We start from the raw sequence: 26,626 nt of genomic DNA, 5'->3' as shown, positions 1-26,626 counted from the left end.
ACAGCAAGTGAAATTTATATTGAAAATACATAAAACATAGGAATTATCATAAAATCCCTTCGTCAGCAAAACTAAAATACTGTTCGTTGCCAAATATTAAATGATCTAACAGTGGCATTTCAAGAAACTTACCTGCTTCTTTAATCTTTTTTGTAAGTGATATATCTGCTTGACTAGGCTTTACTTGCCCTGAAGGGTGATTATGAGATAAAATAATTGAGCAAGCACCTTTTTCGAGTGCTCTCTGAAAGATGATTTTAGGATCAGCAACTGTTCCAGCTCTACCACCCATACTTATTTTTTCTGTTCCAATTATATTATTTGATCTACTTAATAATATTACCCAAAGCTCTTCATGATTTAAATCAAGTAGGTGAGGAGATAGTAGGTTGTAAATATCTTTAGAACAACCAATTTTTGGTTTGATAGGCTTTTCTGTCTCTTTGCGTCTTCTTCCTAACTCTAATGCAGCAGTTATAGTTACGGCTTTGGCATCGCCAATACCTTTAATTTGTTTGAGTTGTTTAATAGATAATTTTGCGAGATTATCTAAATTATTATCCACTTCATTTAATAGAAGTTGACCTACTTGAATAGCTGATAATTTTGGCGTACCAGAACCAAGTAAAATAGCAATTAGTTCTGCGTTACTTAAAGATTGACGTCCTTTTGTTAAGAGTTTTTCTCTTGGGCGGTCTTCTTCTGCAAGGTTTTTAATACTTAAACCTACAATCTGATTGTTGTAAATAGTTTCCATCGTTAAGCAATTGAGTTAGATTTTGTGAAGTAAATATAGGGAGAGTCTCAAAAAAATAAAATAAAAAAAGAGGTTACCACTTCTGTGATAACCTCTCCAAGTATGAAATGAAATGAATTATTACTTATTGTAATTTCTTATAATACAGAGAATGAATCTGAGTAAACAACACCATCAAGTTCCATTTCGGCAACATAAGTACCAGTAGGAAGAGTTGATAGGTCAAAACGTTTGATGTTTTTAGCACCAGCAACGAATTTACCGTTGTAGAATACATTTCCGTCATCAGATTTTAAACGAACTTTCACAAATCCTTGAACATCATTACCGATGATTAAGTTTAAGTTTTCGCCTGAAACTGACATTTTAAATTTTTGATCAGAAGATGCTAATTGGAAGTTTTTCATTACCGCAGTTTTAGACGGAGTAACAAAAAATTCTCTAACCATCATTTTATCTTCAAATTTTAACTTAAAGCTGTATTGACCTTCTGGTAAACTTTTAAAATTAATGTCTTCACTAACTTTACCAGAAGCAATAACTGTTTTAGTCATATAAACTTTGCCTTCTTTATTTTCTATAGAGAAATTAACTTCCTCTCCTTCTAAATTTGCTAATGTTAATGTTGCTGATGTTCCATTTTCAGAACTTTTGAAGAAATATGAAATACCGTTAAATGGTAAGTATAATTCTGCAGCAAACGTATTGAATGATAATAATAAAGCGGCAAATAAGATTGTTAAATTTTTCATTGTAATATTTTTATTTTGTTTTTTATTTCTCTTTTGAACATTACAAAGGTGTGGTATTTTTTTATTTCGTCAAAATGATTTCAAGTAAAATAATATAAGTGTAATATGTGTTTTTAATAAATATTATTTTGTACTGAATACACTTAATTACATTATATTCTATAAGTGTATTTTGATCCTTGTATTATAATTTAAGTAAAATGGTTTGATGATAGTTATATTTTATAAGTGTCTGTATTAACACTTAAAGGAGTTAATTTTGTTAATGAAGATGAATTCATTTTCTGTTAATATTGGGTTAAAGTATTTGAGCTAAAAATCTATAAAATAAAGAGTTAGCGTTAAAACAAAAGAATGGTATTTAAACCTAATTAGTAGGTCTAAATACCATTCATCTGTATTCAATAATAGTAATAAGGGAATAGAAACTATCAGAAAGTCTCTTTTACCTGCTTAAACCTTTTAAAAACCGTTTTTACTTTATAAGTATAGAAACTGACTCAGAAAAGTCATGACCAATAATTATTAATTGGTACATGCCTGTGTTTAATGCTTCTGATAAATCAATACGTTCATTGAGTTCACCTAAAACATTTGTCTGGGTTTCTTTAGCATATACTTCGGTACCAGAAATATTAATTACTCGAATATAGACATTCTGATTTGCAGTTAAGTCTGTCATTTTCATTTCAAAAGTACCTTTTGATGGATTTGGATAAAGTAGTACTTCATTTTCCATAGTATTTTGCTCCAAGTTATTGCGCGTATTATTACCACATCCTCCAATAGTTATTTCAACCTTATCATTAGTAGTGTCTTTTTGCCCAACACCATTATGTTGGTAAGTGAAATAGAATACTACGTTTTCTCCAAGGTTTCTAGGCAATGTATATGTGAAATTTTCACCTTCTTTCTCCATGTAAAAACCTCCTGTAATGTTTCCATCAACAAAAGTAGTAATGATAACCCAATCAGAACTCCCTAATAAAGAAGTAGGAATAAATGTGATTGTAGGGTTATCTTGTTTTTCAACCTCAACAGTGAAATCCCCATTATTACTATAAAATGTACAGACATCTGTATTTATAGTGTTTACATCTACTATAATTGATGTACTTTCTTCTGTAAACCCATCATTGACTCTAAGTGAAACAGAATACTCTCCATTTTGATAGTAGTTATGAAGTGGTTTTTCAGCAGTACTTGTTGTGCCATCACCAAAATTCCATTGGTAGGTTAATAGATCTCCATCAATATCAGTAGATAAAGAGGCATCAAATTGATAACTCGAACCACTTTGGGTAAAGTTAATGACAGGAGTTGGGGTATTGTTTTTTCCACTTTCACAGGTTGGATAAATTTCAAATTCATATAAAGAGATACCATAAGGATGTTGTTTACTTGTAGCGTACATTGCTATATATCTACCGCTACCAGCAAGGTTAATTAAAGAATCTGTTCTTGCTTGGTCTTCAAGTCCACTTTGATCACTAATAATAGTCCATGTAGATGGATCAGGGTCAGTGTCTTGATCAGACATTAATATATAATAAGTATCTGCATTGGCTCTTTCCCAAACTAGTTTAACAGCTTCAATATCATATGATCTTTTTAAATCAATTTTTATCCATTGAGGAATACTGAAATTTGTTGATGATCGAGTTGTGGGATCGCCATCAATAGCAAAATCAGCATTTAGGTATCCTTCTGTACTCGATTGAGTAATATTTTTTCCTGTTGCAATATTAGTGGGAGTACAATTGTTTTCTTCTACATTAATAACAATAGTAGAAGAGGTGGCATTTGTTATCGAATCAAACACTTTTGCTGTTAATGCATGACTTCCCAATGCAGGGTTTTCCCACAAGAATGTAAAAGGAGCTATAGTTGATGTACCAATTAAGGTCTGCCCATCATAATATTCTACTTTTTCAATAAGGCCATTTTCTGATGTTGCATCTACTTGTAAAACGATAGTTTCACCTTCAGAGAAAATTTGATCGTTTTCTATTGATGTAAATGCGATAGATGGTAATGCAAAGTAAATTCCTTTTTCTACTATAGAAATTTCTTTTTTAGTTGATATTCCAACACCATTGGCATCAAATACTTTGGCTGAAATAGAATAGTCTCCATAACCAATGTTTTCTAAAGTAAATGCATAAGGAGCATCTGCTACTTCTCCTATTTTTTCATCGTTTAAATAATATTCAACTTTCTCTATTATTGAGTTGGGAGAATATACATTTGATGAAATTTGTAGATTATCACCTTTTAAATATGCGATAGTATTTTCTGGTTGAGAAATAGTAATATCTACGATAGGAGAGGTAATTGTAGCAGATTCCCAATACATATTATCGAATGCAAAACTATAAATGGAATCTTTTAAAGGATCTAAAGAAGAAATTAGAAATGGAGCATTTATTTGTGATAGATCTTCAACATTAAATGCACTTACTGGGATAATTACTTCTTCCCAATCTCCTGTTCTTTCTAATCCGTAATTTTTTTCGTTGGGTTGAATTGGTACCCAATATTCTGCAGATGTACTTGTAAAACCAACTCTTATGCCTACGTCTGTAGGTAATTTCATGTTGAATTTAATGTAGCCGTCTTTATAGTTTGATAAATCCCATGTTTCTCTAGCATGAACTCCGCCACCATACCATGTAGCACCAACTTGGTTAACCCATGAAATAGCATTGTTACCTTCGAATGGAGTAATTGATGAAGGAGCTAAATTGTTCCATAAATAAATATCAGCATCTAGGCCTGGAGTAACTTTGTTATTAACAGCAGTTTCGTCTGTAAATACTCCAAAACGACCTTCAGCTGCAATATTTGAAGATGCTCCTGTTACAATTTCACCTTCACCATTCCATTTCGATACTTGAATGTAATCCACATACATTTTAGCAGGTAAGGTAGCCCAAATTTGATCTTCTGCATGAGCATCTGTAAATACACCACCAACAGCCATATTTAATAAGAAATAAAATGGTTTTTGGAATGTAGCTGTTTCTTCTGAAAAGTAATGCGGTTGCTCAAACATAAAATGTTCAACAGAGTCGTCTACAATAGATAATTTAATTGAACTAGATGACCAATACATTCTATAAGTAACAAAACGATCTTGTAGAGTACTATCTGCAACATACGGGTTTGCGTAATTTGGATCCCATGCTGCACTTGCTGCCCCTGTTGGATTTTGTGGTGATAATGCTTGGTCTGAATACCAAATTATATTTGAAGCTACATAATTGTTTGCTTCTGCATAGGGGAAATTTTGTCTTGCTCTATCGTCAAAATTTTGGCCCATTTCCATCATATCAATTTCACCAATACTAGGCCATGTTCCTGGACCTGTTCCTAATAACCAAGCAGCAGGCCATAAGCCACCTTCAATATTAGGTGTTCTCATTCTGATCTCTACAACACCGTACTTTACTGCAATTTTATCTTTAGTAAGCATTCTAGAAGACGTATATGATTTACCTCCAAAGTCTTCTTTCTTGGCTTCAATGACTAAAGCAGAATTACCAACCTCATTTGGTACTTGTTCGATAGAAGCATTTTCTTCTCGGTAATATTCTAATTCACCATTACCCCAGCCCCAATTTCCATTTCCTATTTCAAAACCCCATACAGCAGGATCAATAGTATTAAAATCTTCTCTCCAGATTACTTCACCAATACCTTCTCCAATTACAGAAACTTGAATAGTAGATGTACTACTAAGGTTAGTATTATCAATTGCTTTGGCAGATATTACGTGATCTCCTTCTTTAATGTTATTCCATTGAATTACATAAGGAGCTTCTGTTGCAATACCAATTAATTTAGGACCGTAGTAGAATTCTACTCTCTGGATTGTTCCATCAATATCTTCTGCGTTGGCAGTAATTGATAATGTTGATGGATTTTCTAATTCAATACCATTTGTAGGACTTGTTATTTGTACTGTTGGTGCTTCTGAAGGAAATGAGCTTGGATCCCAAACAATATCATCAACAGCCATTTCGAAAGTAGTTGCTGTACCACCTTCACCAGAAAGGATAAGGAATGGAGACGTTACTTTTTCTAGATTTATACCGTTGAAATCACTAATAGGAATTATTGCTTCTCCCCATTCTCCATTTCTTGTTAAGCCATAACTTTCTTCATTTGCTTTAAAATCTACCCAATATTGAGTGTCTGTAGTTTCAACTCCAATCTTAAAACCAACATCTGCGGGTATTTTGATTTTAAATTTTAAGCTACCTTTTCGTTTGTCAGAAAGATTAATAAAATCTCTACAAGTAATACCAGCACCAAACCACCAATTAGGTTGGTTTGTTTCCCAAGCAATTACATTTGTACCTTGATAAGGTGGAGTCGTCCCTCCTTTTAAAGTGTTTTCCCAAACAAAAACATCTGTGTCTACACCAATTTCTAATTTACTATCAATGGCAGTATTGTCTGTAAATACACCAAATAGACCTTCTTTTTTGTTAGAAACGGTATTGCGAATAACCTTTCCTACACCATTCCATTTTGAAACTTTTACATAGTCTATCCACATTTCAGAAGGCATATCAGCAGTAATACCCTCTTTATTTAAAATATCTGGAAATAAACCACCTACAGCTAAATTCATTAAGAAGTAAAATGGTTTATGAAATGCTTCTAGTCCGTCTCCACTTTCTATATTAAAAGGAGCAGGGAGTAAATCATATTCTTGACCATTATCTATAATTGTATACCTTATTTCTTTTGGCGACCAATACATTCTATAGGTTACAAATCTATTTGCCATTGATGTTTCAGAAACATAAGGAGTAGCCGAGCCTTTAAACCACGTTCCGTTGGCTGCACAGGTAGGATTATCATCACTACAAGCAGCAGAAGATTTCCAAATAATATTTGCTGCAGTATAATTATTTACATCAGGAGTGATTGTACTATCTTCTAAATGTTTCAACCTGTAGGCAGGGTTATGCCCCATTTCCATAATATCTAATTCTCCAATACTTGGCCAACCTTGTGATCCAGTTCCTAGCATCCAGAATGCAGGCCATAAGCCACCTTCTAAATCTGGAACTTGTATTCTTGCTTCTACAACACCATATTTTATAGCTAATTTATCTTGTGTTTTAAGGCGAGAAGAAGAGAAACCAAACCCTCTGATATTATCGTTTTGGGCAGTAATTACAATTGCTTTATTACCATTTTCATTAGGTACCTCTTTAATAGTAGAGTTCTTTTCTGTATAGTACTCTAATTCGCCATTACCCCAACCCCAGTTGCCGTTTCCTGTTTCGAACTGCCAAGTAGTTTTGTCAATTGTATCAAAATTATCTTCCCAAATAACTTCTCCAATCCCTTCATTAGAATCAGTTACTACAAAAGTGATAGGAGTAGAGATGGAAGATACTCCACTGTTATCTTCTGCTTTTGCAATAATAGTGTGTTCACCTGTTGGAATATCGTTCCAAGAAATAGTAAATGGAGATGAGTTAGCTACACCAATTATTGAATCATTTACAAAATAAGTAACTGATACAACTTCTCCATCTAAATCATATGCGGAGCTTGATAATGATAAGCTAGATATATCTGAAAGTACTTGATTATTTGACGGAGAGAGTATACTTACTTTAGGAGGAAGTGACGTTACAGGAGTATCATCCCAATAAATATTATCAAAAGCAAAGTCATAATTTCCTTCAGAACCATCTTCTGCAGTAATCGCAAAAAGATATTCTACTTGAGTGAGGTCTAACCACCCGAAATCATTGATTGGGATAACTATTTCAGTCCATTCTTCATTTCTAATTAAACCATATTTATTTTGATTTGCAGGGAATGTGATCCAACTTTCGTTTGTTTTCGAAATTATTCCAACTTTAAATCCTAAACCCTCTGGTATTTTTGCATGAAATTTTAATGAACCATTTTGATAATCTGACATATCTTGAGGTTCTAAAGTAGCAATTCCACCTCCAAACCAAGCATTTGTTGTATTTTCCCAAGCTAGAGCATTTGCCCCTTCAAACGGTTCTGAAGTACCTTCTACTAAAGAGTTTTCCCAAACATAAACATTTGCATCTACACCAACAGTAAGTCCGTTATTGATTTCATCGTCGTTTGTAAAAACAGCAAATTTACCAGTTTTACCGCCCATTCTACCTTTAAACACTTCTCCTCTGCCGTTCCATTTAGACACTTTGATATAATCAATCCACATTTCTGCAGGAGCATCAAAGTTTACATCACTATTTGTAGCGGCATCAGTAAAATTACCACCAACAGCCATGTTCATTAAAAAGAAGAAAGGTTTTTGAAATGCTTCTGTATCTGTACCACTTTCTAATCCGAACGGACTTTCGAATAAATCATATTCTATGTTATCCTCTACAATTGTTATTCTTATAGAAGATGGGCTCCAATACATTTTGTATTTTACGAATTTATTGGCAAGTGTAGTAGATGTTACATATGGTTTACTGTAGTCTACATCATAAGCAGCACTACCAGCACAAGTAGGATTTCCTTCACTACAAGCCGCCTCTGAGTAAAGTATAATATTAGAACCTACATAGCTATTAATTGGAGCATCAGCATGTCCTTGGCGTTCTCTTTCTTCTAATTTATGTCCCATTTCCATAATGTCAATCTCACCTCTTAAAGGCCAAGATTGAGCATCTGTCCCCATCATCCAGAATGCAGGCCAAAGTGCATTACCAAGATCAGGGACTTTCATTCTTACTTCTATAACACCATACTTTACAGCAACGCCATTTTCACTTACTAAACGAGAAGAAGTGTAATTAAAGCCTCCAGCGTTTTCTTCTTTTGCAGTAATTACAATTGCAGTGTTACCTGGTTCTTCAGGAATTTCTTTAATACTAGTGTTATTTTCTGTGTAGAATTCTAATTCTCCATTTCCCCAACCCCAAGTACCGTTTCCAATTTCAAATTTCCATGTATTTCTATCTATAGATGTAAAGTTATCTTCCCAAATAATATCTCCTTCTCCAGATAAATCACTTACATTAAAAATAGTGGGAGCAGTTGTTTGAGTAACACCTTTATTGTCGGTAGCTTTTACTGTAATTGAATAATCTCCTGCAGTAAGGTTATTCCATTCAACAGAATATGGAGCAGAAAGATCTTGTCCTAAAAGAGAATCACCCATAAAGAATTCTACTTTAGTAATATTCCCTAAACTAGAAGTAGCTTCAGCTTCTAAAATAACAGAACTTGTATTTTCTATAGTATTAGAAGTAGGAGAGGTAAGTGAAACTTGAGGTTTAGGTATTTCTCCTGTAAATATTTCTCCTTGATTATTCCATTTGGAAACACTGATATAATCTACCCACATTTTAGCAGGAGTAGTAATATTTAATGTAGATGTTGAGAGAGCATCTGTAAAAGTACCTCCTACAGCCATGTTCATTAAAAAGAAAAATGGTTTTTGAAATACTTCTGTATCTGTACCTTCTTGCAATCCAAAAGGGCCAGCAAAAAGATCGTATTCTGTGCCATTATCTTCTATAGTAATTCTAATTTCTTCAGCACTCCAATACATTCTATAAATTACAAAACGATCTGCCATTGAGGTAGTGGCAACATATGGGTTTGCGTAGTTTACATCGTAAGCAGCACTCCCAGCACAAGTTGGGTTCCCCTCGCTACAGGCATCTTTAGAGTATAAAATTATATTAGATCCAACAAAGCTATTTATATCGGCACTTTCTTCTCCATGCCTTTCTCTATCTTCTAATTTATGTCCCATTTCCATGATGTCAATTTCACCACGTAAAGGCCATTGTTCTTGGTCTGTACCCATCATCCAGAAAGCAGGCCAAAGACCATTACCTAAATCTGGAACTCTCATTCTAACCTCAATTAAACCGTAACGAACAGCTAGTCCATTTATACTTTTTAATCGAGAAGAAGTATATTCAAATCCACCTTCGTTTTCTTTTTTTGCTTCTATTACTAGAGCATTGTTGTTTGTTTCATTTGGAATTTCTTGAATACTCGTATTTTCTTGTTTATAAAATTCGAGCTCTCCATTTCCCCATCCCCAATTGCCGTTTCCAGTTTCGAATTGCCAAATGTCAGGGTTGATTTCATTGAAGTCTTCTCTCCAAAGTACTTCCCCTTTTTGTGCAAAGGTAGAATTACCAATAAGCAGAAGTAATAGTAAAGAGAGTAAATTTTTAGTAATATTCATTTCAAACATAGCGTAGTTAGTTAAAAAATTATTTAGATCACTACAATTGTAATTAATACGCTATTCAAGAAGAAAAAATAGTACTCGACAATCACTTATAGTTTACTCTACAAATGCTTATCAATTGTTTTAATAGTTTGTAAATCAATTGTTTATTTAAAATCTGAGTATAAGGTCATTTAGATTAACTTGCTTTTCTAACTTCATTTTTTTTCGAATGCGATACCTACTTTGTTCTAGGCTACCTAAGGTGATATTTAATATTTGGGCGATTTCTTTGTTTGTTTTATTCAATCTTACTAACGAACAAATCCTTAAATCTGTAGAAGTAAGTTGTGGATAATTCTTTGCAAAATCAGTTAAAAAAGTATCTGTCTCTAATTCTAAAACATTATCAAAAATGGTATCGTTGTTCATAGAATTAAGGTTGTTTTTTAGCTCATTTAATTCTGATGATTGGAATTCAGTATTGTTACTCTGTGTAGTGATATCTACAATATTCTGATACATATGATTAAGATGTTCTTTTAAAGCAGAATACTTTGTAGACATCTCATTAATTCTCTGATTGTACTCCAAAATGTTAGCATTTAATTGTTCATTTTTAAATTGAATCAATTGATTTTCTTCGTGTAGATCTTGGACTGCTTTTCTTTTTTCTTCTACAATTGATCTTAGCTCTTTCCTTTTAAAAATTAAGAAAAGTAAGTAGCTAAAAATAATTAACCCTATTAAACCAAGAAGAGCTTTAAACAGTAGGGTATCAAAAAAGCTACCTTCAACAACTATGGTAATTTCTTTTACAGCATCACTCCAACTTCCTTTATTGGGGCTGCTTTTTATTTTTAATGTATAAGTACCAATTGGAAGTTTACTAAAAGTTGCACTTCTACTTTTTCCATCTGTTTCTATCCATTTATTATTGTATCCTTCTAGTTTATAGGCGTACTGAATGGTAAGAGGAAAATCGTAATTTATAGCAGCAAATTTTACAGTTAAAATACTCTGATTATCAGCTAAGAAAATAGTATCAACGGTTGATAAAAGTGAGGGGATATTACTTAAAGTATCCATTGAATTCTCATAAGCAATAGATTTGTTATCTACTCGAACATCTGTTAGGTATATTTTAGAAGGTTTAAAGTTTTTGCTAATAAGGTTTGGGTTAAAAGTATTAATACCATTATTTCCTGCAAAGATAAACTCTCCATTATCTATAGCTGCAGAAAGGTGAAGATTAATACTGTAGTTTTTTAATCCATAATCTTGAGAAAAATTAGCTACTAAATCAGTTTCTGTGTTTAAAACAGAAAACCCACAGGATGTACCTACCCAAACTCTAGCTCTTTTATCAATTTGTAAGGTTTGAATATCTAAACAATAAAGTCCTTCTTCGTATCCGTAATGTTTTAGAATTCTTTTATTTCGATCAATTTTATACAAACCATCACCGTTTGTTCCTACCCAAATATTTCCAAAGTGATCTTCTTTCATATCTGATGCTACATTAATTGGTAATCTATTGACCTCAAAAGTTGATGTATTTATCGCTACTAATTGATCTGATGTACCCACCCACAGTAAGTTCCTTTTATCGAAACCAAAATAATTTATAGCACCGTGTAATTCTAAATACTTTCCATCAAATAAGTTTTCTCCAGACATGACATCTTTTGAGTAGTCAGCTTCTAAAGCAGGTATACAAGCAATTTTTTCTTTAGAATAACTAAGCCAAATATTTCCCTTTTCGTCTTCTGCAATAGTGGAGATGACTCCTTTAGGTAATGCAGTATTATTTTCTGCATCATGTTTATATTCTATAAGTTTTTTCTTTTCTAAAGAATAATTAAATAAAGTGGAGTCGGTACTTACCCATAAAGTATTTTTTGAATCTAAATAAACGGCTGAAATTACTTTTAGTGATTTTCCGATATTGTATTTTGTGAATTTCTTATCTTTTTTATTGTAGAGATACAGGCCTTTAGAATAGGTGCCCAATATAAATTTATCATCATTTACTTTGGTCATTGATGAAACTCTTATTTCATTATCATATGCACCAATTTTCTGATATCTGAATGTGTTTTTTAGAGAGTTCAATTTAAAAAGTCCATATCCAAAAGATCCAAACCATAAACTATTATCATTAGCACTAAAACTTGTCCAGATATAGTCGTAGTTATTTTCATCTACATCATTCATTTCTACTTGTGTAAAATGAAGTGTATTTAAATCTAAAATATTAATGCCATTTCCATAAGTACTTATCCAAAGTTTATCATTTTCTCTTTGTACTATTGCCTTAATAATATTTCCACTTATGGAATTAGTTTTATCAATTTGATGATTAAACTGTTTTAGTTCATTCTTTTTCTGGTTGTACCTGTAGAGTCCATTCCCCCAAGTACCTATCCAGATATCATTATTACTATCTTCAAAAATACAATTGATAGTACTCTTACTTAATTTTTTTAATATTTGATCGTATTGAATAATACTTTTTTGTGACTTTACATCTAAAACACTTATTCCTTCATTTTCTGTACCTATCCAGAGTTGACGTTGGCTATCAAGATACATAGTGTTGATAAAGCGCCCTGAAACTTTATCCTTATAAGGATTGATCGTATTAAAAGAAGTAAATTTTTGAGCATTCTCATCATATTTTACCAAACCACCATTGTAGGTACCAATCCATAAAACAGAATCGTCTTGAATAATTGATCTTATATTATCACTACTAAGGCCGTTATTATCTTTAAAAAATGTAGTAGTTTTGCCAGTTTCAACTTCGTATTTGTTCAGACCATGTTCTGTACCAAACCACATATTATTGTTTGCATCCTCAAAAATACATTGAACGGTAGTATGCGATAAAATATTAGCTTTCTCTTTTCCAACAGTATTAAAGTTATGGAATTCATGTCCATCATAAATTTGTACACCGCCATATGTACCTACCCACAGTAGATCTCTGCTATCTTGATAAATTGATAATACATGATTGTGAATTAAACCTTCTTTGGTTTGATAAGAATCAAATTTAAAATTAGACTGTGCATTTAATAAAATTGGAAACAGACAAAAGAAGACAGTTATAAAAGATAGAGTAGTTAATTTCATAGCAAAAAAATGTTAGTACTAGTAGTTTAAATACAAAGTACTAAAACTATATGAATTGATGTATCAAAATATAAAAAATGAACAAAAAAAGAGGCTAGCACCTGTAGTACTAGCCTCTCCAATAAAGTATGAAATGAAATGAATTATTACTTATATCTTGATATATCTCCTAGAGATATAATTTTTATAAAATTGAAAATGAATCTTTGTAAGTTACGCCGTCAATTTCCATCTCAGCATTATAATTACCTGATGGTAGCGTAGATAAATCAAAACGTTTTACATTTTTTGCTCCTGCAACAAACTTCGAATGATAGATATCATCACCTTGTTCATCTGTTAAACGTACTTTGATAAATCCTTTTACATCGTTTCCTATAATCAAAACCAAGTTTTCTTCTTCTACAGAAATCTTGAATTTTTGATTTGAAGAAGTTAATTGATAGTTCATCATAACTGCAGTTTTCTGCGGAGTTACAAAGAATTTTCTCATCATAACCTTATCTTCAAAAGTCATTTTAAAAGTATATTGACCTTCCGGTAAACTTTTAAAATTTATATCTTCTTTTACTTTACCAGTAGTAACAATTGTTTTTGCCATGAACGTCGTTCCTTCGGCATTATCTACAGTAAAGTTAATTTCTTCGCCTTCTAAATTGTCGAACATTAACGTTGCTGAAGTTCCATCTTCAGATGCTTTAAAGAAATAAGAAATACCGTTAAATGGTAAATAAATTTCTGAAGCTATTGTTAATGAACAAAATGTTAGTAATGCAATGATTAATAGATTTAATTTTTTCATGATCTTGTGAGAGTTAATAAAATTATGTTATCGTTTTCCTTAGTACATTACAAAGGTGGTGGATTATTTTATTCTGTCAAAATAAAAATACATAAAATTTTGTAAGTGTATTTTAACACTTAATGCTTTATTATTTTGTACTGAATACACTTATTGCATTTTTATTTATTAAGTGTAAGTTCATCCTGTTTATTAATTCTGAAAAGTGAGCAAAATCATCTTTTCTGTTAGTTAAGTGTCGCTACTTACACTTAATCCACTTTTTTTTGATAAAAAATGAAAAAAATATCAAAAATATTTTTATTTAGCTTTATTTAGAGTGAAACTTCAATATTATCAACACATTACAACTATAAATTTAGGTTCATGAATAACTCATCTAAGCATATATTAATGGTTCGTCCAGCTTCTTTTGGATATAATAAAGAGACTGCTTTAGATAATGAATTTCAAGATTCGTTAATACAAAACACTAATTCTGAAGATGTTGATAATGCATTGAATGAATTTGATAGTTATGTATCTGTATTAAGAGAACATAATATTGATATAACTGTAGTAGATGATACTCCTTTACCTGCTAAACCCGATAGTCAGTTTCCTAATAATTGGTTTTCTACACATTCAAATGGAGCCGTCTATTTATATCCTTTAAAACCAGTAAATAGAAGACCAGAAAAACGAGCAGATATAATTGAGTTATTACAAATGTGTTTTCATGTATCTTCTGTATCAGACCTCTCTTCTTATGAAGAAAAAGATGAATTTTTAGAAGGAACAGGAAGTATTATTTTTGATAGAGTGAATAAAGTAGCTTATGCATGTTTATCTAAAAGAACTAATGTGTCACTTTTTAAAGCACATGTGAAAGAGTTGGGTTACACACCAATATTATTTGATGCAGTAGATGAAAATGAAATGCCAATTTATCATACTAATGTGATGTTGTCCATCGCGACTGATTTTGTAGTTATCTGTGGAGATACAATTAAAGATGAAAAACAGAAAGAGGTATTATGGTCTTCTTTTAAGGAAAATGGAAAGAAGATTATTGATGTATCTTTTGAACAGCTACGCAAGTTTACGTGTAACATTTTAGAAGTAACTAGTTTAGATAATCAGAAATATATTACAATGTCTACTAAAGCATTTAATGCTTTTACAGATGAACAGAAATCCATTATGAAAGATTCTGTAAAGTTTATTCACTCATCAATAAATACTATAGAGAGTGTTTGTGGAGGAGGAACAAGATGTATGATGGCTGAAATCTATTTAGACGAACAATTATTTCAGTAGGCTTTTATCTCTTAAGAAAATTTCTATTTGCATAAATGATAAGTAGAATAAGAAAACCGAAGCACCAATTTTATACCTGTTTAATGAACCTAAGTTTGGACTGCTTAAAGTGATGAGAGCAATCATTATTGAACAATAAAGTAGTACTAAGATTAACATCCACAAGAGGTATGGCTTTTTTGAATAAACTTTTGATTTAAGAAATATAGTTAAGCTAATCAAACCACAAAGAATTAGTAGGTAATTCTCAAAACAAACAATTGCGGTAAATATATTATTTATTGACGCAAACGAGGGATAAGTAAATGACGTGAATAGTGCTTTAGGTGTTGATTGAATAATGCTAGTCCATGTGGGTTTTAGGTTAGGAAAATGAATTGCGTTACTTATATCACTAGCCTGATATAGTTTTTGATAATTTAAGTAGATAGTATTAGGTAGTCGATTGAAATCTAAATGATAATGGATTTGTGGAAGAATATTAATTAAACTCACAATAAGGAACATAAGAATAAAGATATATCTTGATTTGTAAGGGTAATTGTTCTTATTGAAAATATAGGCTATGTAGAATAAAGGTAAGAAAGTGATTACACCAGCGAAGTAATAGAATTTGATTTTTAAGAGAATTAAAAGGCAGAACAAAGGAATAATAACAGAACTAAAGTTTATTTTTCCTTTTCTAATTATGTCAAAACCATAACCAATCACCCAGCAGATACAACCAATTGCTAAGCTTTCTTTTAAGATTCCTGAACTCCAAAAGCTAAAAGAGGGAATGAGAAAAAATGTAAGAAATAAACTATATTTTGATTTAGGATAGATTAAATAAAGTTCTGATATCAATTTCCATATTCCTGTAAAGGCAAAAAAACTAATATATAAGCTACTTATCCAATAATTTTCCCCAGTAAGTAAAGCTAAAAAGCTAAGTATTATTCCAAAATACGTACTTGAAGCATTACTTTTTGTTAGTTGTTGCATTATCACTTCAGGATAACGATAAGCTTTTGATGTTATAAAATTGAGATAAGCGGAGAAATCAGTTTTTGCAATTTTACTTAGAATAATGCCATCATTAAAAAGAGAAAAAGTATCGCCTCCAGAATAATAGAATGTATATAAAAGCCCAACCCCAACACCAAGTGTAAATTTTATCAGTAAGGCTGTAAAATAAATTTTAGAAAAGTGTGTAGTTCTATTGTTTACATTTTGATAATGTAAATAGACAAGTAAGGTTAAAAGACAAAGACTAAAAACTCCCATAATTTTGGTATAAAAAAACTGCAACAACTAACATTAAGCTAATTGTTGCAGCAATATATATAAAAAGCTTGATCTAGAAGATCGCTTCGGCAATATCTTTTACAGAAGTAGATCTACCCATTGAGTAGAAATGCATTCCAGGAACACCATATTCAATTAATTCCTTAGATTGTTGGATACCCCATTCGATACCTAATTCTCTTACTTCTTTATTGTTTTTGCATTTCTGAGCGGCATCATATAAATCTTGAGGGAAATCAAGTTTAAAGATACTTGGCAATAAAGTCAATTGTTTTTTAGTAGTAAGCGGCTTAATACCAGGAAGGATAGGGACTGTAATTCCAGCAGCTCGACATCTCTCTACAAAATCAAAATATTTTTGATTATCAAAGAACATCTGTGTTACAATATAATCAGCACCTAATTCAACTTTTTTCTTAAGATATTGAATATCAGTATCTAAGTTAGAAGCATCCATGTGCTTTTCCGGGTACCCTGCTACACCAATACTAAATCCACCTTTAAATCCATTATCATCTGCATATTTAAATTCCCCTTCGTTCATGCACTGAATATGTTCAACTAATTCAGATGCATAAGCATATCCTTCAGGGTGAGGTGTAAAGGCCGCTTCACCTTTTGCAGCATCACCTCTTAAAGCAAGAATGTTTTCTATTCCTAAGAAATTTAATTCAATAAGGATATTTTCAGTTTCTTCTTTAGAGAATCCTCCACAAATAATATGAGGTACTGTATCTACATTGTATTTATGCATAATTGCAGCACAAACAGCTACAGTTCCTGGACGGTGACGTTGAATTGATTTTTCAAATAATCCGTTTGGAAGTTCTTTATATACATATTCCTCTCGGTGGTATGTAACGTCCACAAATGCAGGTTTGAACTCCATTAGTGGATCAATAGCATCAAATAATGATTGAATACTTTTCCCTCTTACTGGGGGAAGAAGTTCGAAAGAGAACAATGTTTTTTTCTCTTCAGCTGCTAGATTTAGACGATCAATAACTTTCAAAGGCTTGAATTTTTAAGTTTGTTTGAAACGATTACACAGGGCAAAGTTATTTTTATAGAAGCCGTTTAGCAAATAGAAAGTGATAAATTTTCTTTTAATCACTTATTTTTTTGATGAATCCATAATAATAATGTGCTTTTACTGAAAAAAGTATTAAAAAAAAGAGCTGAAACTTAATTTCAACTCTTTTTTACCAATTAATCAATCCTTACAAAGGATCACTTGGGATAAATTCACTGCCTTCGTTTTTGAAATACTTTGTAGGTATTTCATTACGTTTTTTGATGTAAGTAGCATAAGCACCATCAAAAGCAACACGCTTATCGATTGTTTCATCAAAGCGGTCTAGTAAACAAAGCACAACTTCAGACACTTCTCTCACTGCATTATTAGAACCAGCGTTTCCTGTTATGTAATCTGCATACCCATTCATTCTACAATATTCTGTAAATAAAGGGCTACCAGTTCTACCTACCATAAAACGTGCACCTACTTCTTTTGCTAAAGAGATATCTAAAATATCATCGAATGTAAAAAGTATTTCTTCGGCTTTTATACCAGACATATTGTCAACTAAAGGCAATACTTTTACTTTATCTTTTACTAAGTATAAAACAGCATCAAAATGTTCTCTTTTAGCCCATTTAAAAGCTGCTTCATTAAATTCTCCCGTTACAATTGCTGTAAATGGGATTTCTCCGTTTTCTAAGAAATAACCAAATCGAAGCATGTTTACACCCATAGAGTCAACCTCACTAAATGGACTTGGCATTGGTCCTCCTTTTACACCACCATTAAAAACACCATCCCAGTCAAAAATTAAACCTTTGATGTTTTGTAATTGCTGTAAAAGAGAAGAGGAGGGTGTTACAAACACGCCTCCTCCTTCTTTGAATAATTCTTCTCTCATTAGAGTGAAATTAGAATTTCATCATATCTTGAACGTCTAACATACCGATTACTTTACCGTTTTGAGTAACAACCAGTTCGTCAACTTTCTTTTCTTTGATTAAGTTCGAAGCAACAAATAATAATTCGTTAGCATCGATAGAAATAGGAGCAGTTAATCCTAAATCACCAACTTTAGTGTTTACAACATCACCACCTTTTTCAGATACTAAACGACGTAAATCACCATCAGTAAAGATACCAATAGCAGCACCGTTAGCGTCTACAACAGTAGTAGCACCAGTTGCGTTTGTTGTCATGTTAACAAGACATTCAGCAACAGTAGCATCTGCTGTAACAGTAGGGTTGTTAGTAGAGATAGCCTCACCAACTTTAACTGTCATTAAACGAGTATCATTAACGAATTGATCTGTACCAATTTTTGTGAAGTGGTTTTCAGTCAATTGAGTCATGATTTTCCAAGGTACAGTAATTGTGTGAACACCAATACTTACAGCATCACGAACGTGTTGCATTGTACGTACAGATGAGAACATAATTTTTGTATCGTATCCATAGTATTCTACAGCTTCAACACATTGCTCTACTAAACCTAAAGCATCGTGACCTTGATCTTGTAAACGACCAACAAGAGGACAAACATAAGTTGCTCCAGCTTGCATAGCCATATATGCTTGTTGTAAAGTATATACCAAGTGAACGTTTACTTTGAAACCTTCTTTTACAAGCATGCTACATGCTTTAAGACCTACTAAAGAAACAGGAATCTTATAAACTGTAGTTTCACGGCTTAAGCCTAAAGCTTCTTGACGTTTTGCTTCTGCAACGATTTCTTCTGCAGTGTCTCCTAAAGCTTCGATTTGAAGAATAGGTACAATTTTAGACAACTCAACAATAGTTCCGTCGATATCTGTGATACCATGACGAGCCATGAATGTTGGAGTAGTTGTTAAACCAGTCATGAACGGTGCTTGTTCAAAACCATTTTTGATCTCATTGATCTCTGCAGAATCTAAATATAATTCCATACTATTAAGTATATATTTTCTATTATTTGGTACTTATTAAGGATGAAGTGGATTACTTGTTACGGTAACTAACTTCGATATTATGTAACTCGATTAGCGGTTTCATGAACTCTTCTAATTGATTTACATCTAATTGACTTGCCGCATCGCAAAGTGCTTCTGAAGGGCAAGGGTGTGTTTCGATAAATAAACCATCGATACCTGCTGCCACACCAGCACGAGCTAATGTAGGTAAGTATTGACGTGCTCCACCTGTAGGATCCGCAGAAGGAATTCCGTATTTACGGATAGAATGAGTTACGTCGAATACGACAGGGTATCCAGTTTGTCTCATTTCGTAGAAAGAACGAGGGTCAACAATTAAATCATTGTAACCAAAAGAGTAACCTCTTTCTGTTAATATGATATTTTTGTTACCAGTTGATTCAACTTTTTGAGCTGGTTTAATCATGTTCTCAGGAGCTAAGAACTGACCGTGTTTTATATTTACAACTTTACCTGTTTCAGCAGAACCAACAACTAAGTCAGTTTGCATACATAAGTAAGCTGGAATTTGAAGAATATCTAAAACTTCAGCAGCAGGTTTAATCTGATCTGGGTAGTGAATGTCAGAAACTAAAGAGAATCCGAATTCATCTTTTACCTTTTGCATGATACGTAAACCTTCATCGATACCAGGACCTCTATAGAAGTCTACAGAAGATCTGTTATCTTTTTGAAAAGAAGCTTTATAAATCATCGGAATATTTAATCTTTCCGTTACTTCTTTCAATTTTTCAGCTGTTTTCATCATGATGCTCTCGTCCTCGATTACACAAGGTCCAGAGATCAGGAACAATTCGTCAGCGCCACAATTAATGTCACCAACTTTTACAATGTTTTTACTCATCTGTATTTTATTGCTTTTGTATTGGGGGGATGTCAAAAAGAGACAGTTTCTCCAACGATGCGCAATTTAGTTTATTTTTGCTAGAACGACCAATGATTAACGTTAGCTATTTGTAAATATTAGACTAACTCTTGCATAATATTTCTTACACGCTCCAAATCTTCTTTGGTATCAACAGGAATACTGTCATGTTCTGTAACACCAACCTTAATTTTATAACCATGTTCGATCCATCGTAACTGCTCTAACGATTCTAGTTTCTCTAAAGTTGTAGGCTCTAAAGTAGCGAACAGTGATAAAGCTTTTTTAGTGTAGGCATATAAGCCTAGGTGTTTATAAAAAGTAGTATGTTTCATCCAATCTTTGCGTTCAACTCCTCGAACGGTTGGAATCACAGCTCTACTAAAATATAAAGCATCTTTATTATGATCTAGAGTAACAAAAACTTCACTGTCATTTTCTAGATCTTGTGCATGAATTACTGGGGTTACTAATGTTGCAAACTCAGTAGTATCATCAAAACTATTAATTAGCTGTGTGAGTGTAACAGGTTCAAGAAGAGGTTCGTCTCCTTGAATATTTACAACAGTATCAAAGCCTTTATTTGTTTCTTTATTTATAAGCTCAAGTGCCTCTAAACAGCGTGTAGTACCATTTGTGTGTGTCGGAGAAGTCATGACAACTTTTCCACCAAAGGCTTCTACTACTTCTATAATTCGAATGTCGTCTGTTGCAATATACACATCGTCTATTGCTTGAATAGCACGTTCGTAAACGTGTTGAATCATTGGCTTGCCACAAATATCTGCCAATGGTTTTCCTTCCAACCTAGACGATCCATAGCGAGCAGGAATAATTCCTAAAAACTTTCGCATATTCTTTTTTTCGTTCTAATTCGATTAGTTCATGCAAATGTAATGCATTGTTTTAGTAACTATTACATATATAGGGTAGAAATAAATCCCTTAAGGTAAACTTATTGACAATCCTTTGTATGTATTAACGAACAATTACTTTCCAAACCATAGATCCTGAGGTAGAAGAACCACTTAATAAGTAGGTGTTCGGTTTTAAACCAGAAGGTAAATAAATAGTATAAATATTCCCGATTATAATATAGGATAAGTTTTTCTTAATAGTTTGTCCGTTTATTCGAAGAATTTCAAAATTCATATTTCCAATCTGTTTACTTACAGCAAGGTTCACTTTACCGTCAGTAATCGGATTAGGAAAAAGAACACTATTCTCCAAAGTATAGACCATTGAGTTTGAACTATTGACAAGAGAAACTTCAATTTCTTTTGAAATAATATATGTACAACCTGCATTATTTGTAGCAAATAAGCGTAAAGAATGAGTTCCTTGCTGATCAAAAGTGATAGAAATGTTCTCGTCATTTTGTTCACCATATTGTTCATTATTTAAATGCCACAGCCATGATACTACCTTATCTGTTTGATTGAAAGAGGCATTGACAGTTCCATCTATGTAAGAAGTAGAACTTGATAAATCATAATCAGTAACAACAGAATCAACTTTAACTTCTAAATGAACAAAATTTGTTTCGCTAGCTACTTCTGCACATTTTATATAAAATGAAGTATCTCTTTGTATGTTAGGAATTGATAAAAACGGTCCGGTGTATAATAACTCTGTTAAAAAATGATCTCTATAAAAATTATAATTTGTACATCCTTCAGGGGAAATCATAACAGTAGTATTTTTACAAACTAACTGAGGTGAATCAATACTTAATGGTGGAATTGCTCTTCCTGTTAATTGAACAAGGTCTCCATTGTAAACATACCTACCTTGAGATTGTACATAATAATATGATATACTATCAATTAATACCTCAAAAGATCTTCCTGTTTCTTTAAGTACTTTTTGTCCATTTTCTTCTTTATACAATGCGAGTGCATCATAATTATCTGTTGCAATAGTAACATTCTCTCCTTCATTGGCTACTTGATAATCAATAACAGGAGATGGACTTTTTAACCAATATTCGCAATATTGCTCGACACTATCTAATTGTTGAAGAAGTTGTGGTAGTGTATCAGCAGCAACAATTAAGAAGCCTACTCTTGCTGTTTCATTAATTTTTAAATCATTAATGGTATACGCAATTACTGATGAAACATTTGCTAATTGAGTTTTAGATCCAATTGTAGTTGTCCCAATCTGAGAAGATACTGCTTGAATTTTTTCATAATCAGAAAATCCATCAGTTATATCGATAATACTGTTTGCTGAATTTAAATTATCAATTGCTTGAAAATTAACATTGCCAGTATTTAATAATTTAACGGCTGCACATTTTGATTTATCAGTCTTCTCTATAATTGCAACCTGATTCACAGCATCATAGGTAATCATAGCAGAATCAATTTGATTTTGAAGCGTATCTCCAGAAGCATAATTCATTACCCAATCAACAAATAAGCCACTATAAAGATTATTAAATGTTTGGTTAGAAGTATTGGTAATTTCTAACTCTGTAAATACAGCTCTATTTACATTACTACTATTAGAACCATAAAGCTTTTGTTTTATATTAACTCCAACAGGGTTTGCTGAGTTTTCGTCTATTAAAGTACCTTCAAAAGTTGTAATAGGGTAATTTACATCTTTAGAGTTATTAGTGTTTTTAACTAATGGTGAAGTACCTACAAAATCCGTTTTTCTAGTATTTGTATTAATATCAATATAAGTAGCATCTGACAGTTCATTATCAGTTGCAATGATAAACCCGGATTGTCTTGTTAAAGCATAACATCCATGCCTGTTGTTATAATCAAACCCATGGTTAACACCCCATGTACCGTTTGGTCTAAAGAGATATTTTATATAATTGGAATCAATTTTCACTCCTAAAATAATATTTAGTTCTAAGTTTTGCCAATCTCGATACTCATAAGAACCAGTACTTATGTCTTCTAAAGTCACTCTGAAATGAAGGTTTTTAATTTGAATAGCTTGTGGTGATATTTTAAAAAGAAAAGGAGCATTTGAATTATTTTTTATTTGTCCTTCAGACATTTGTCCTAATGAATGGGTTACTTCCCCAGGAATAGGTATAAAGGCCGTATCATAGCTAGAAATTGATGCAATTAAATTTGGCGAATTTCCATTGAGTATATTTTTGAAATCAAACCATATAGCCAAAGTATCACCTGGTAAAACTGAGATGTCAGAAGTTCCATATTTACTCCATCTAGGGTTTTGTGCTCGTACAACATGAACGTTATCTTTTTCTGTAACAGCTTTGAATGCATCTATCACACCAAAACCAATTTTATAAGCATCTTCATCATTGTTGCTAATTGCATAAAATGTTGAATCTGAGGTGTACCTTAATAGTTCTGCTACTTGAATGGCAGAGAGTTCAGGGTATCGAGATCTTACTAAAGCAGCAATACCTGCTACAATTGGTGAAGAAATAGAAGTACCTTCAGAGTGCCTATAACTATTATTACTATTAGTTGTTTGTGAATTTGCGTTCGCAGCTACTTGAATTTTATAACTCCTTGTATATTTCGAATTATCATTTTTGATACTGACTTTGTTTTCATTTACAGCAGTAACTGATAATACATTTTCATAGGAAGCAGGATAATAATCAGTTGGTATCTCATTGTGGTCGTTATTTCCTGCTGCTGCAATAAAAAGAACATTATAGTTTTCTGTATAGTGATTAATTATTTCTTGAAAAGCAACGGATTTATCATCATCTGGATCACTAGGACTACCCCATGACATATTAATTATATCTACACCACGTTCTGCAAGGTAAACTATTCCTTCTAATCCTGAACCTCGAACAATAGGAATAAAATTTGAATTAAAACCCATACCTGCAACTCCTATGTTGTTATCAGTAACCGCTGCAGCTGCTCCAGAAACTTGTATACCATGACTAGTTCCTGTTAATGTTGTATCATTACTTCTAAAGTTATAACCATACACATCATCAATGTAACCGTTGTTATCATCATCTACATTCGGGAAGCCATTTAGCTCGGCATCATTTGTTTTTATGTTATTAAACAGATCTTCATGCCAAATTTCAAAACCAGAATCAGAAATGCCAATTACAATATCACTACTTCCTTTTTCTATTTCCCAAGCAGCTTCCATATTATGAATATCAATAGCAAATTGATTTGCAATTAATGGGTCATTGGGAGTGTATTCTACTAAGTCATCTGCATAATTAGGAGCAATTTCAACATACTCTACTAGTGGGTGTTCTTCAATTTTATGAATTAGAACACAGGCTTCTTGGTTATCATTTAAATCTATTTGTAGTATATCTGGAGCCTCTGCTCTAAATAAAGAAATATAATTTAAGGTATTATCTTTTTCAGGAATTAGGTGTTGATAAGATTTTGGAGAAACCATTTTAGCAGGGAAATCTCTATCAGCTAAAAAAGTTTTTGACCACGGTTGTAAGGTTTCGTAATTTTTGCTTTTTAGTTTAACATAAATTACTTTGTTAGTGCATCTATCTTCAATTTGTGCTGACACATATTTGGGCAAGCATAAAAAAGAACATAAAACACAAAAGAAGTATAATATATTTAGACCTTTATTATTCATAAATCACTAATGAAGAAGTTTAAATAGGGTGCTGGCTTTTGCAATATGATAAACTATGTCAATTTATTAAAATTATATTCGACGAATAGCTACTTAATATAGCTCTTTCTTTATTTTTAATGAAATATATCTAATTCAATTATACTCACTTTAATTTACGTATGAAACCAACACGAACTTTTGATTTTCTGTATGTACAGAAAGAAAACTTCCCTAAAAATGATAGCCTTGCTTATAAAGTAAATGGGCAATGGAAAAAATTCTCTACCGATGATGTTATAGAAATTGTAAATAACTTAAGTGTCGGTTTATTAATTTTTGGTGTTAAAAAAGGAGACAAAGTTGCTATAATTTCATCAAATAGGCCAGAGTGGAATTTTATAGATCTTGCTTGTCAGCAAATAGGTGTAATTGTAGTGCCAATTTATCCTACAATTACAGTATCAGATTATAGTTATATTTTTGATCATTCTGATGCTAAATATATTTTTGTTGGAGATAGCGACTTGTACAGTAAATCTACTGAAGCAGCTAAAAGTGTTGAAAAAGTAGAAAAGATTTTCACTTTTGATAAAGTTGATAATGCACCTCATTGGACAGAAATAGAGCTTTTAGGTAAAGGGAAAAGTAGAGATAAAGTAGTGAATGCTATGGCAGAGGTAAAGCCTGAAGACTTACTTACAATTATCTATACTTCAGGAACTACAGGAAGACCAAAAGGAGTGATGCTTTCTCATCAGAATGTAGTTTCTAATGCAATTGCAGTTTCATCTATATGTCCTATTGAGAAAGGTAAATCAAAAGCATTGAGCTTTTTACCGTTATGCCATATTTTTGAAAGAACTGGTTTTTATTATTTTCTACAATACGGTGTTTCTGTTTATTATGCAGAAAGTATGGAAACAATTGGAGCAAATCTACAAGAAGTAAAACCGGATGTATTTAATACTGTTCCTCGTTTGTTAGAAAAAATATATGATAAAATCATTGCAAAAGGGTTAGATGCTGGTGGAGCAAAAAAAGGTATTTTCTTTTGGGCATTAAATCTAGGTTTAAGGTATGAACCAAGAAAAGAACAAGGATTTATATATAACTCTCAACTTGAACTAGCAAATAAGTTAGTTTTTTCTAAATGGAGAGACGCCTTAGGAGGTAACGTAAAGGCTATCAATATTGGAGCTGCAGCTCTACAACCACGTTTAGCAAGGGTGTTTTGGTCTGCAGGGATTAAGTTGTGCGAAGGCTACGGTTTAACTGAAACATCTCCAGTTATTGCTGTAAATAGAGCAAATAACGAAAATATGATGGTAGGAACTGTTGGTCCTTTATTAGATGGAGTAGAAGTTAAGATTGCTGAAGATGGTGAAATTTTAGCAAAAGGGCCAAATGTAATGATGGGGTATTATAAAGCTCCAGAAAAAACAGAAGAAGTAATAAAAGATGGTTGGTTCCATACAGGTGATATTGGCGAATTTGTAGAAGGTAAGTTCTTAAAAATTACAGACCGAAAGAAAGAAATGTTTAAGACTTCTGGAGGTAAATATGTAGCACCTCAATTGGTTGAAAATAAAATCAAAGAATCTTATTTTATAGAGCAAGCTGCAGTGATTGGTAATAACCGGAAATTTCCATCGGCATTAATAGTTCCAAATTTTGATGGATTAAAAGAATGGTGTAATCTTCATAACATTGAGTATACTTCTGATTCGGAAATCATTAAAAATACAAAAGTGATTGAGAAAATGGATCAGGAAATACAGAAAGCGAATAAACAATTTGCTCAATGGGAAAAGGTGAAAAAGTTTGCTTTAATAGATCACGTTTGGTCAATTGATTCAGGAGAAGTAACACCTACATTAAAATTAAAAAGAAAGGTAATTAATGAGAGATATGATCATGTAATCGAAGGATTATATTCATAAATTTTCTATCCTTAAGATAT

At 32.2% G+C, this 26,626-nt stretch carries 14 protein-coding genes; 2 read left to right on the top strand and 12 right to left on the bottom strand.

Annotated features, from left to right (window positions below; genetic code table 11):
* Positions 1 to 46: 46 nt before the first annotated feature.
* From radC to KM029_RS08885, 5 genes are all read right to left on the bottom strand, one after another.
* A complete protein-coding gene (gene radC / locus KM029_RS08905) occupies positions 47 to 757 on the bottom strand; it encodes a RadC family protein (protein ID WP_144072950.1) in 711 nt (236 codons plus the stop codon).
* A 137-nt stretch (positions 758 to 894) separates the two neighbouring features.
* The gene (locus KM029_RS08900) at positions 895 to 1,509 is read right to left on the bottom strand and encodes a hypothetical protein (RefSeq protein ID WP_144072949.1); all 615 of its coding nucleotides are present in this window, start codon (positions 1,507 to 1,509) and stop codon (positions 895 to 897) included.
* A 475-nt stretch (positions 1,510 to 1,984) separates the two neighbouring features.
* Positions 1,985 to 9,733: an Ig-like domain-containing protein gene (locus KM029_RS08895; protein WP_158631010.1), complete on the bottom strand. Its 7,749-nt coding sequence runs from the start codon at positions 9,731 to 9,733 to the stop codon at positions 1,985 to 1,987.
* A gap of 156 nt (positions 9,734 to 9,889) precedes the next feature.
* Complete coding sequence (locus KM029_RS08890; protein ID WP_144072947.1) at positions 9,890 to 12,856, bottom strand: two-component regulator propeller domain-containing protein; 2,967 nt, start codon at positions 12,854 to 12,856, stop codon at positions 9,890 to 9,892.
* A 184-nt stretch (positions 12,857 to 13,040) separates the two neighbouring features.
* Complete coding sequence (locus KM029_RS08885) at positions 13,041 to 13,658, bottom strand: DUF3244 domain-containing protein (RefSeq protein WP_144072946.1); 618 nt, start codon at positions 13,656 to 13,658, stop codon at positions 13,041 to 13,043.
* A gap of 366 nt (positions 13,659 to 14,024) precedes the next feature.
* Here KM029_RS08885 and ctlX point away from each other — a divergent pair, with 366 nt between their 5' ends.
* Positions 14,025 to 14,957, top strand: a complete 933-nt coding sequence (gene ctlX, locus KM029_RS08880; protein ID WP_144072945.1) for a citrulline utilization hydrolase CtlX — start codon at positions 14,025 to 14,027, stop codon at positions 14,955 to 14,957.
* Here the strand turns inward: ctlX and KM029_RS08875 are convergent.
* From KM029_RS08875 to KM029_RS08845, 7 genes are all read right to left on the bottom strand, one after another.
* The gene (locus KM029_RS08875; protein ID WP_144072944.1) at positions 14,946 to 16,223 is read right to left on the bottom strand and encodes a hypothetical protein; all 1,278 of its coding nucleotides are present in this window, start codon (positions 16,221 to 16,223) and stop codon (positions 14,946 to 14,948) included. The two genes, ctlX and KM029_RS08875, sit on opposite strands and share 12 nt — an antisense overlap.
* A gap of 73 nt (positions 16,224 to 16,296) precedes the next feature.
* Positions 16,297 to 17,256, bottom strand: coding sequence for a methylenetetrahydrofolate reductase [NAD(P)H] (gene metF / locus KM029_RS08870; protein WP_144072943.1), 960 nt, complete (start codon positions 17,254 to 17,256; stop codon positions 16,297 to 16,299).
* Between the two features lie 208 nt (positions 17,257 to 17,464).
* Positions 17,465 to 18,166 (bottom strand): HAD family hydrolase, encoded by a 702-nt coding sequence (locus KM029_RS08865; RefSeq protein WP_144072942.1) that lies wholly within the window; start codon positions 18,164 to 18,166, stop codon positions 17,465 to 17,467.
* Positions 18,167 to 18,176: 10 nt separating this feature from the next.
* Positions 18,177 to 19,193, bottom strand: a complete 1,017-nt coding sequence (locus KM029_RS08860) for a transaldolase family protein (RefSeq protein ID WP_144072941.1) — start codon at positions 19,191 to 19,193, stop codon at positions 18,177 to 18,179.
* Positions 19,194 to 19,245: 52 nt separating this feature from the next.
* On the bottom strand, positions 19,246 to 20,082 hold the full coding sequence (kdsA, locus tag KM029_RS08855; protein ID WP_144072940.1) for a 3-deoxy-8-phosphooctulonate synthase: 837 nt from the start codon (positions 20,080 to 20,082) through the stop codon (positions 19,246 to 19,248).
* Positions 20,083 to 20,201: 119 nt separating this feature from the next.
* Positions 20,202 to 20,957, bottom strand: coding sequence for a 3-deoxy-manno-octulosonate cytidylyltransferase (kdsB, locus tag KM029_RS08850; protein ID WP_144072939.1), 756 nt, complete (start codon positions 20,955 to 20,957; stop codon positions 20,202 to 20,204).
* A gap of 124 nt (positions 20,958 to 21,081) precedes the next feature.
* Complete coding sequence (locus KM029_RS08845) at positions 21,082 to 24,612, bottom strand: S8 family serine peptidase (protein ID WP_158631009.1); 3,531 nt, start codon at positions 24,610 to 24,612, stop codon at positions 21,082 to 21,084.
* A gap of 233 nt (positions 24,613 to 24,845) precedes the next feature.
* Here KM029_RS08845 and KM029_RS08840 point away from each other — a divergent pair, with 233 nt between their 5' ends.
* On the top strand, positions 24,846 to 26,606 hold the full coding sequence (locus tag KM029_RS08840; RefSeq protein WP_144072937.1) for an AMP-dependent synthetase/ligase: 1,761 nt from the start codon (positions 24,846 to 24,848) through the stop codon (positions 26,604 to 26,606).
* Positions 26,607 to 26,626: the final 20 nt, after the last annotated feature.

This window comes from Flammeovirga kamogawensis, from assembly GCF_018736065.1.
Lineage (GTDB): Bacteria > Bacteroidota > Bacteroidia > Cytophagales > Flammeovirgaceae > Flammeovirga > Flammeovirga kamogawensis.
Note: the sequence above shows the minus strand (reverse complement) of the source record. Positions and strands in the feature narration are given on the sequence as shown.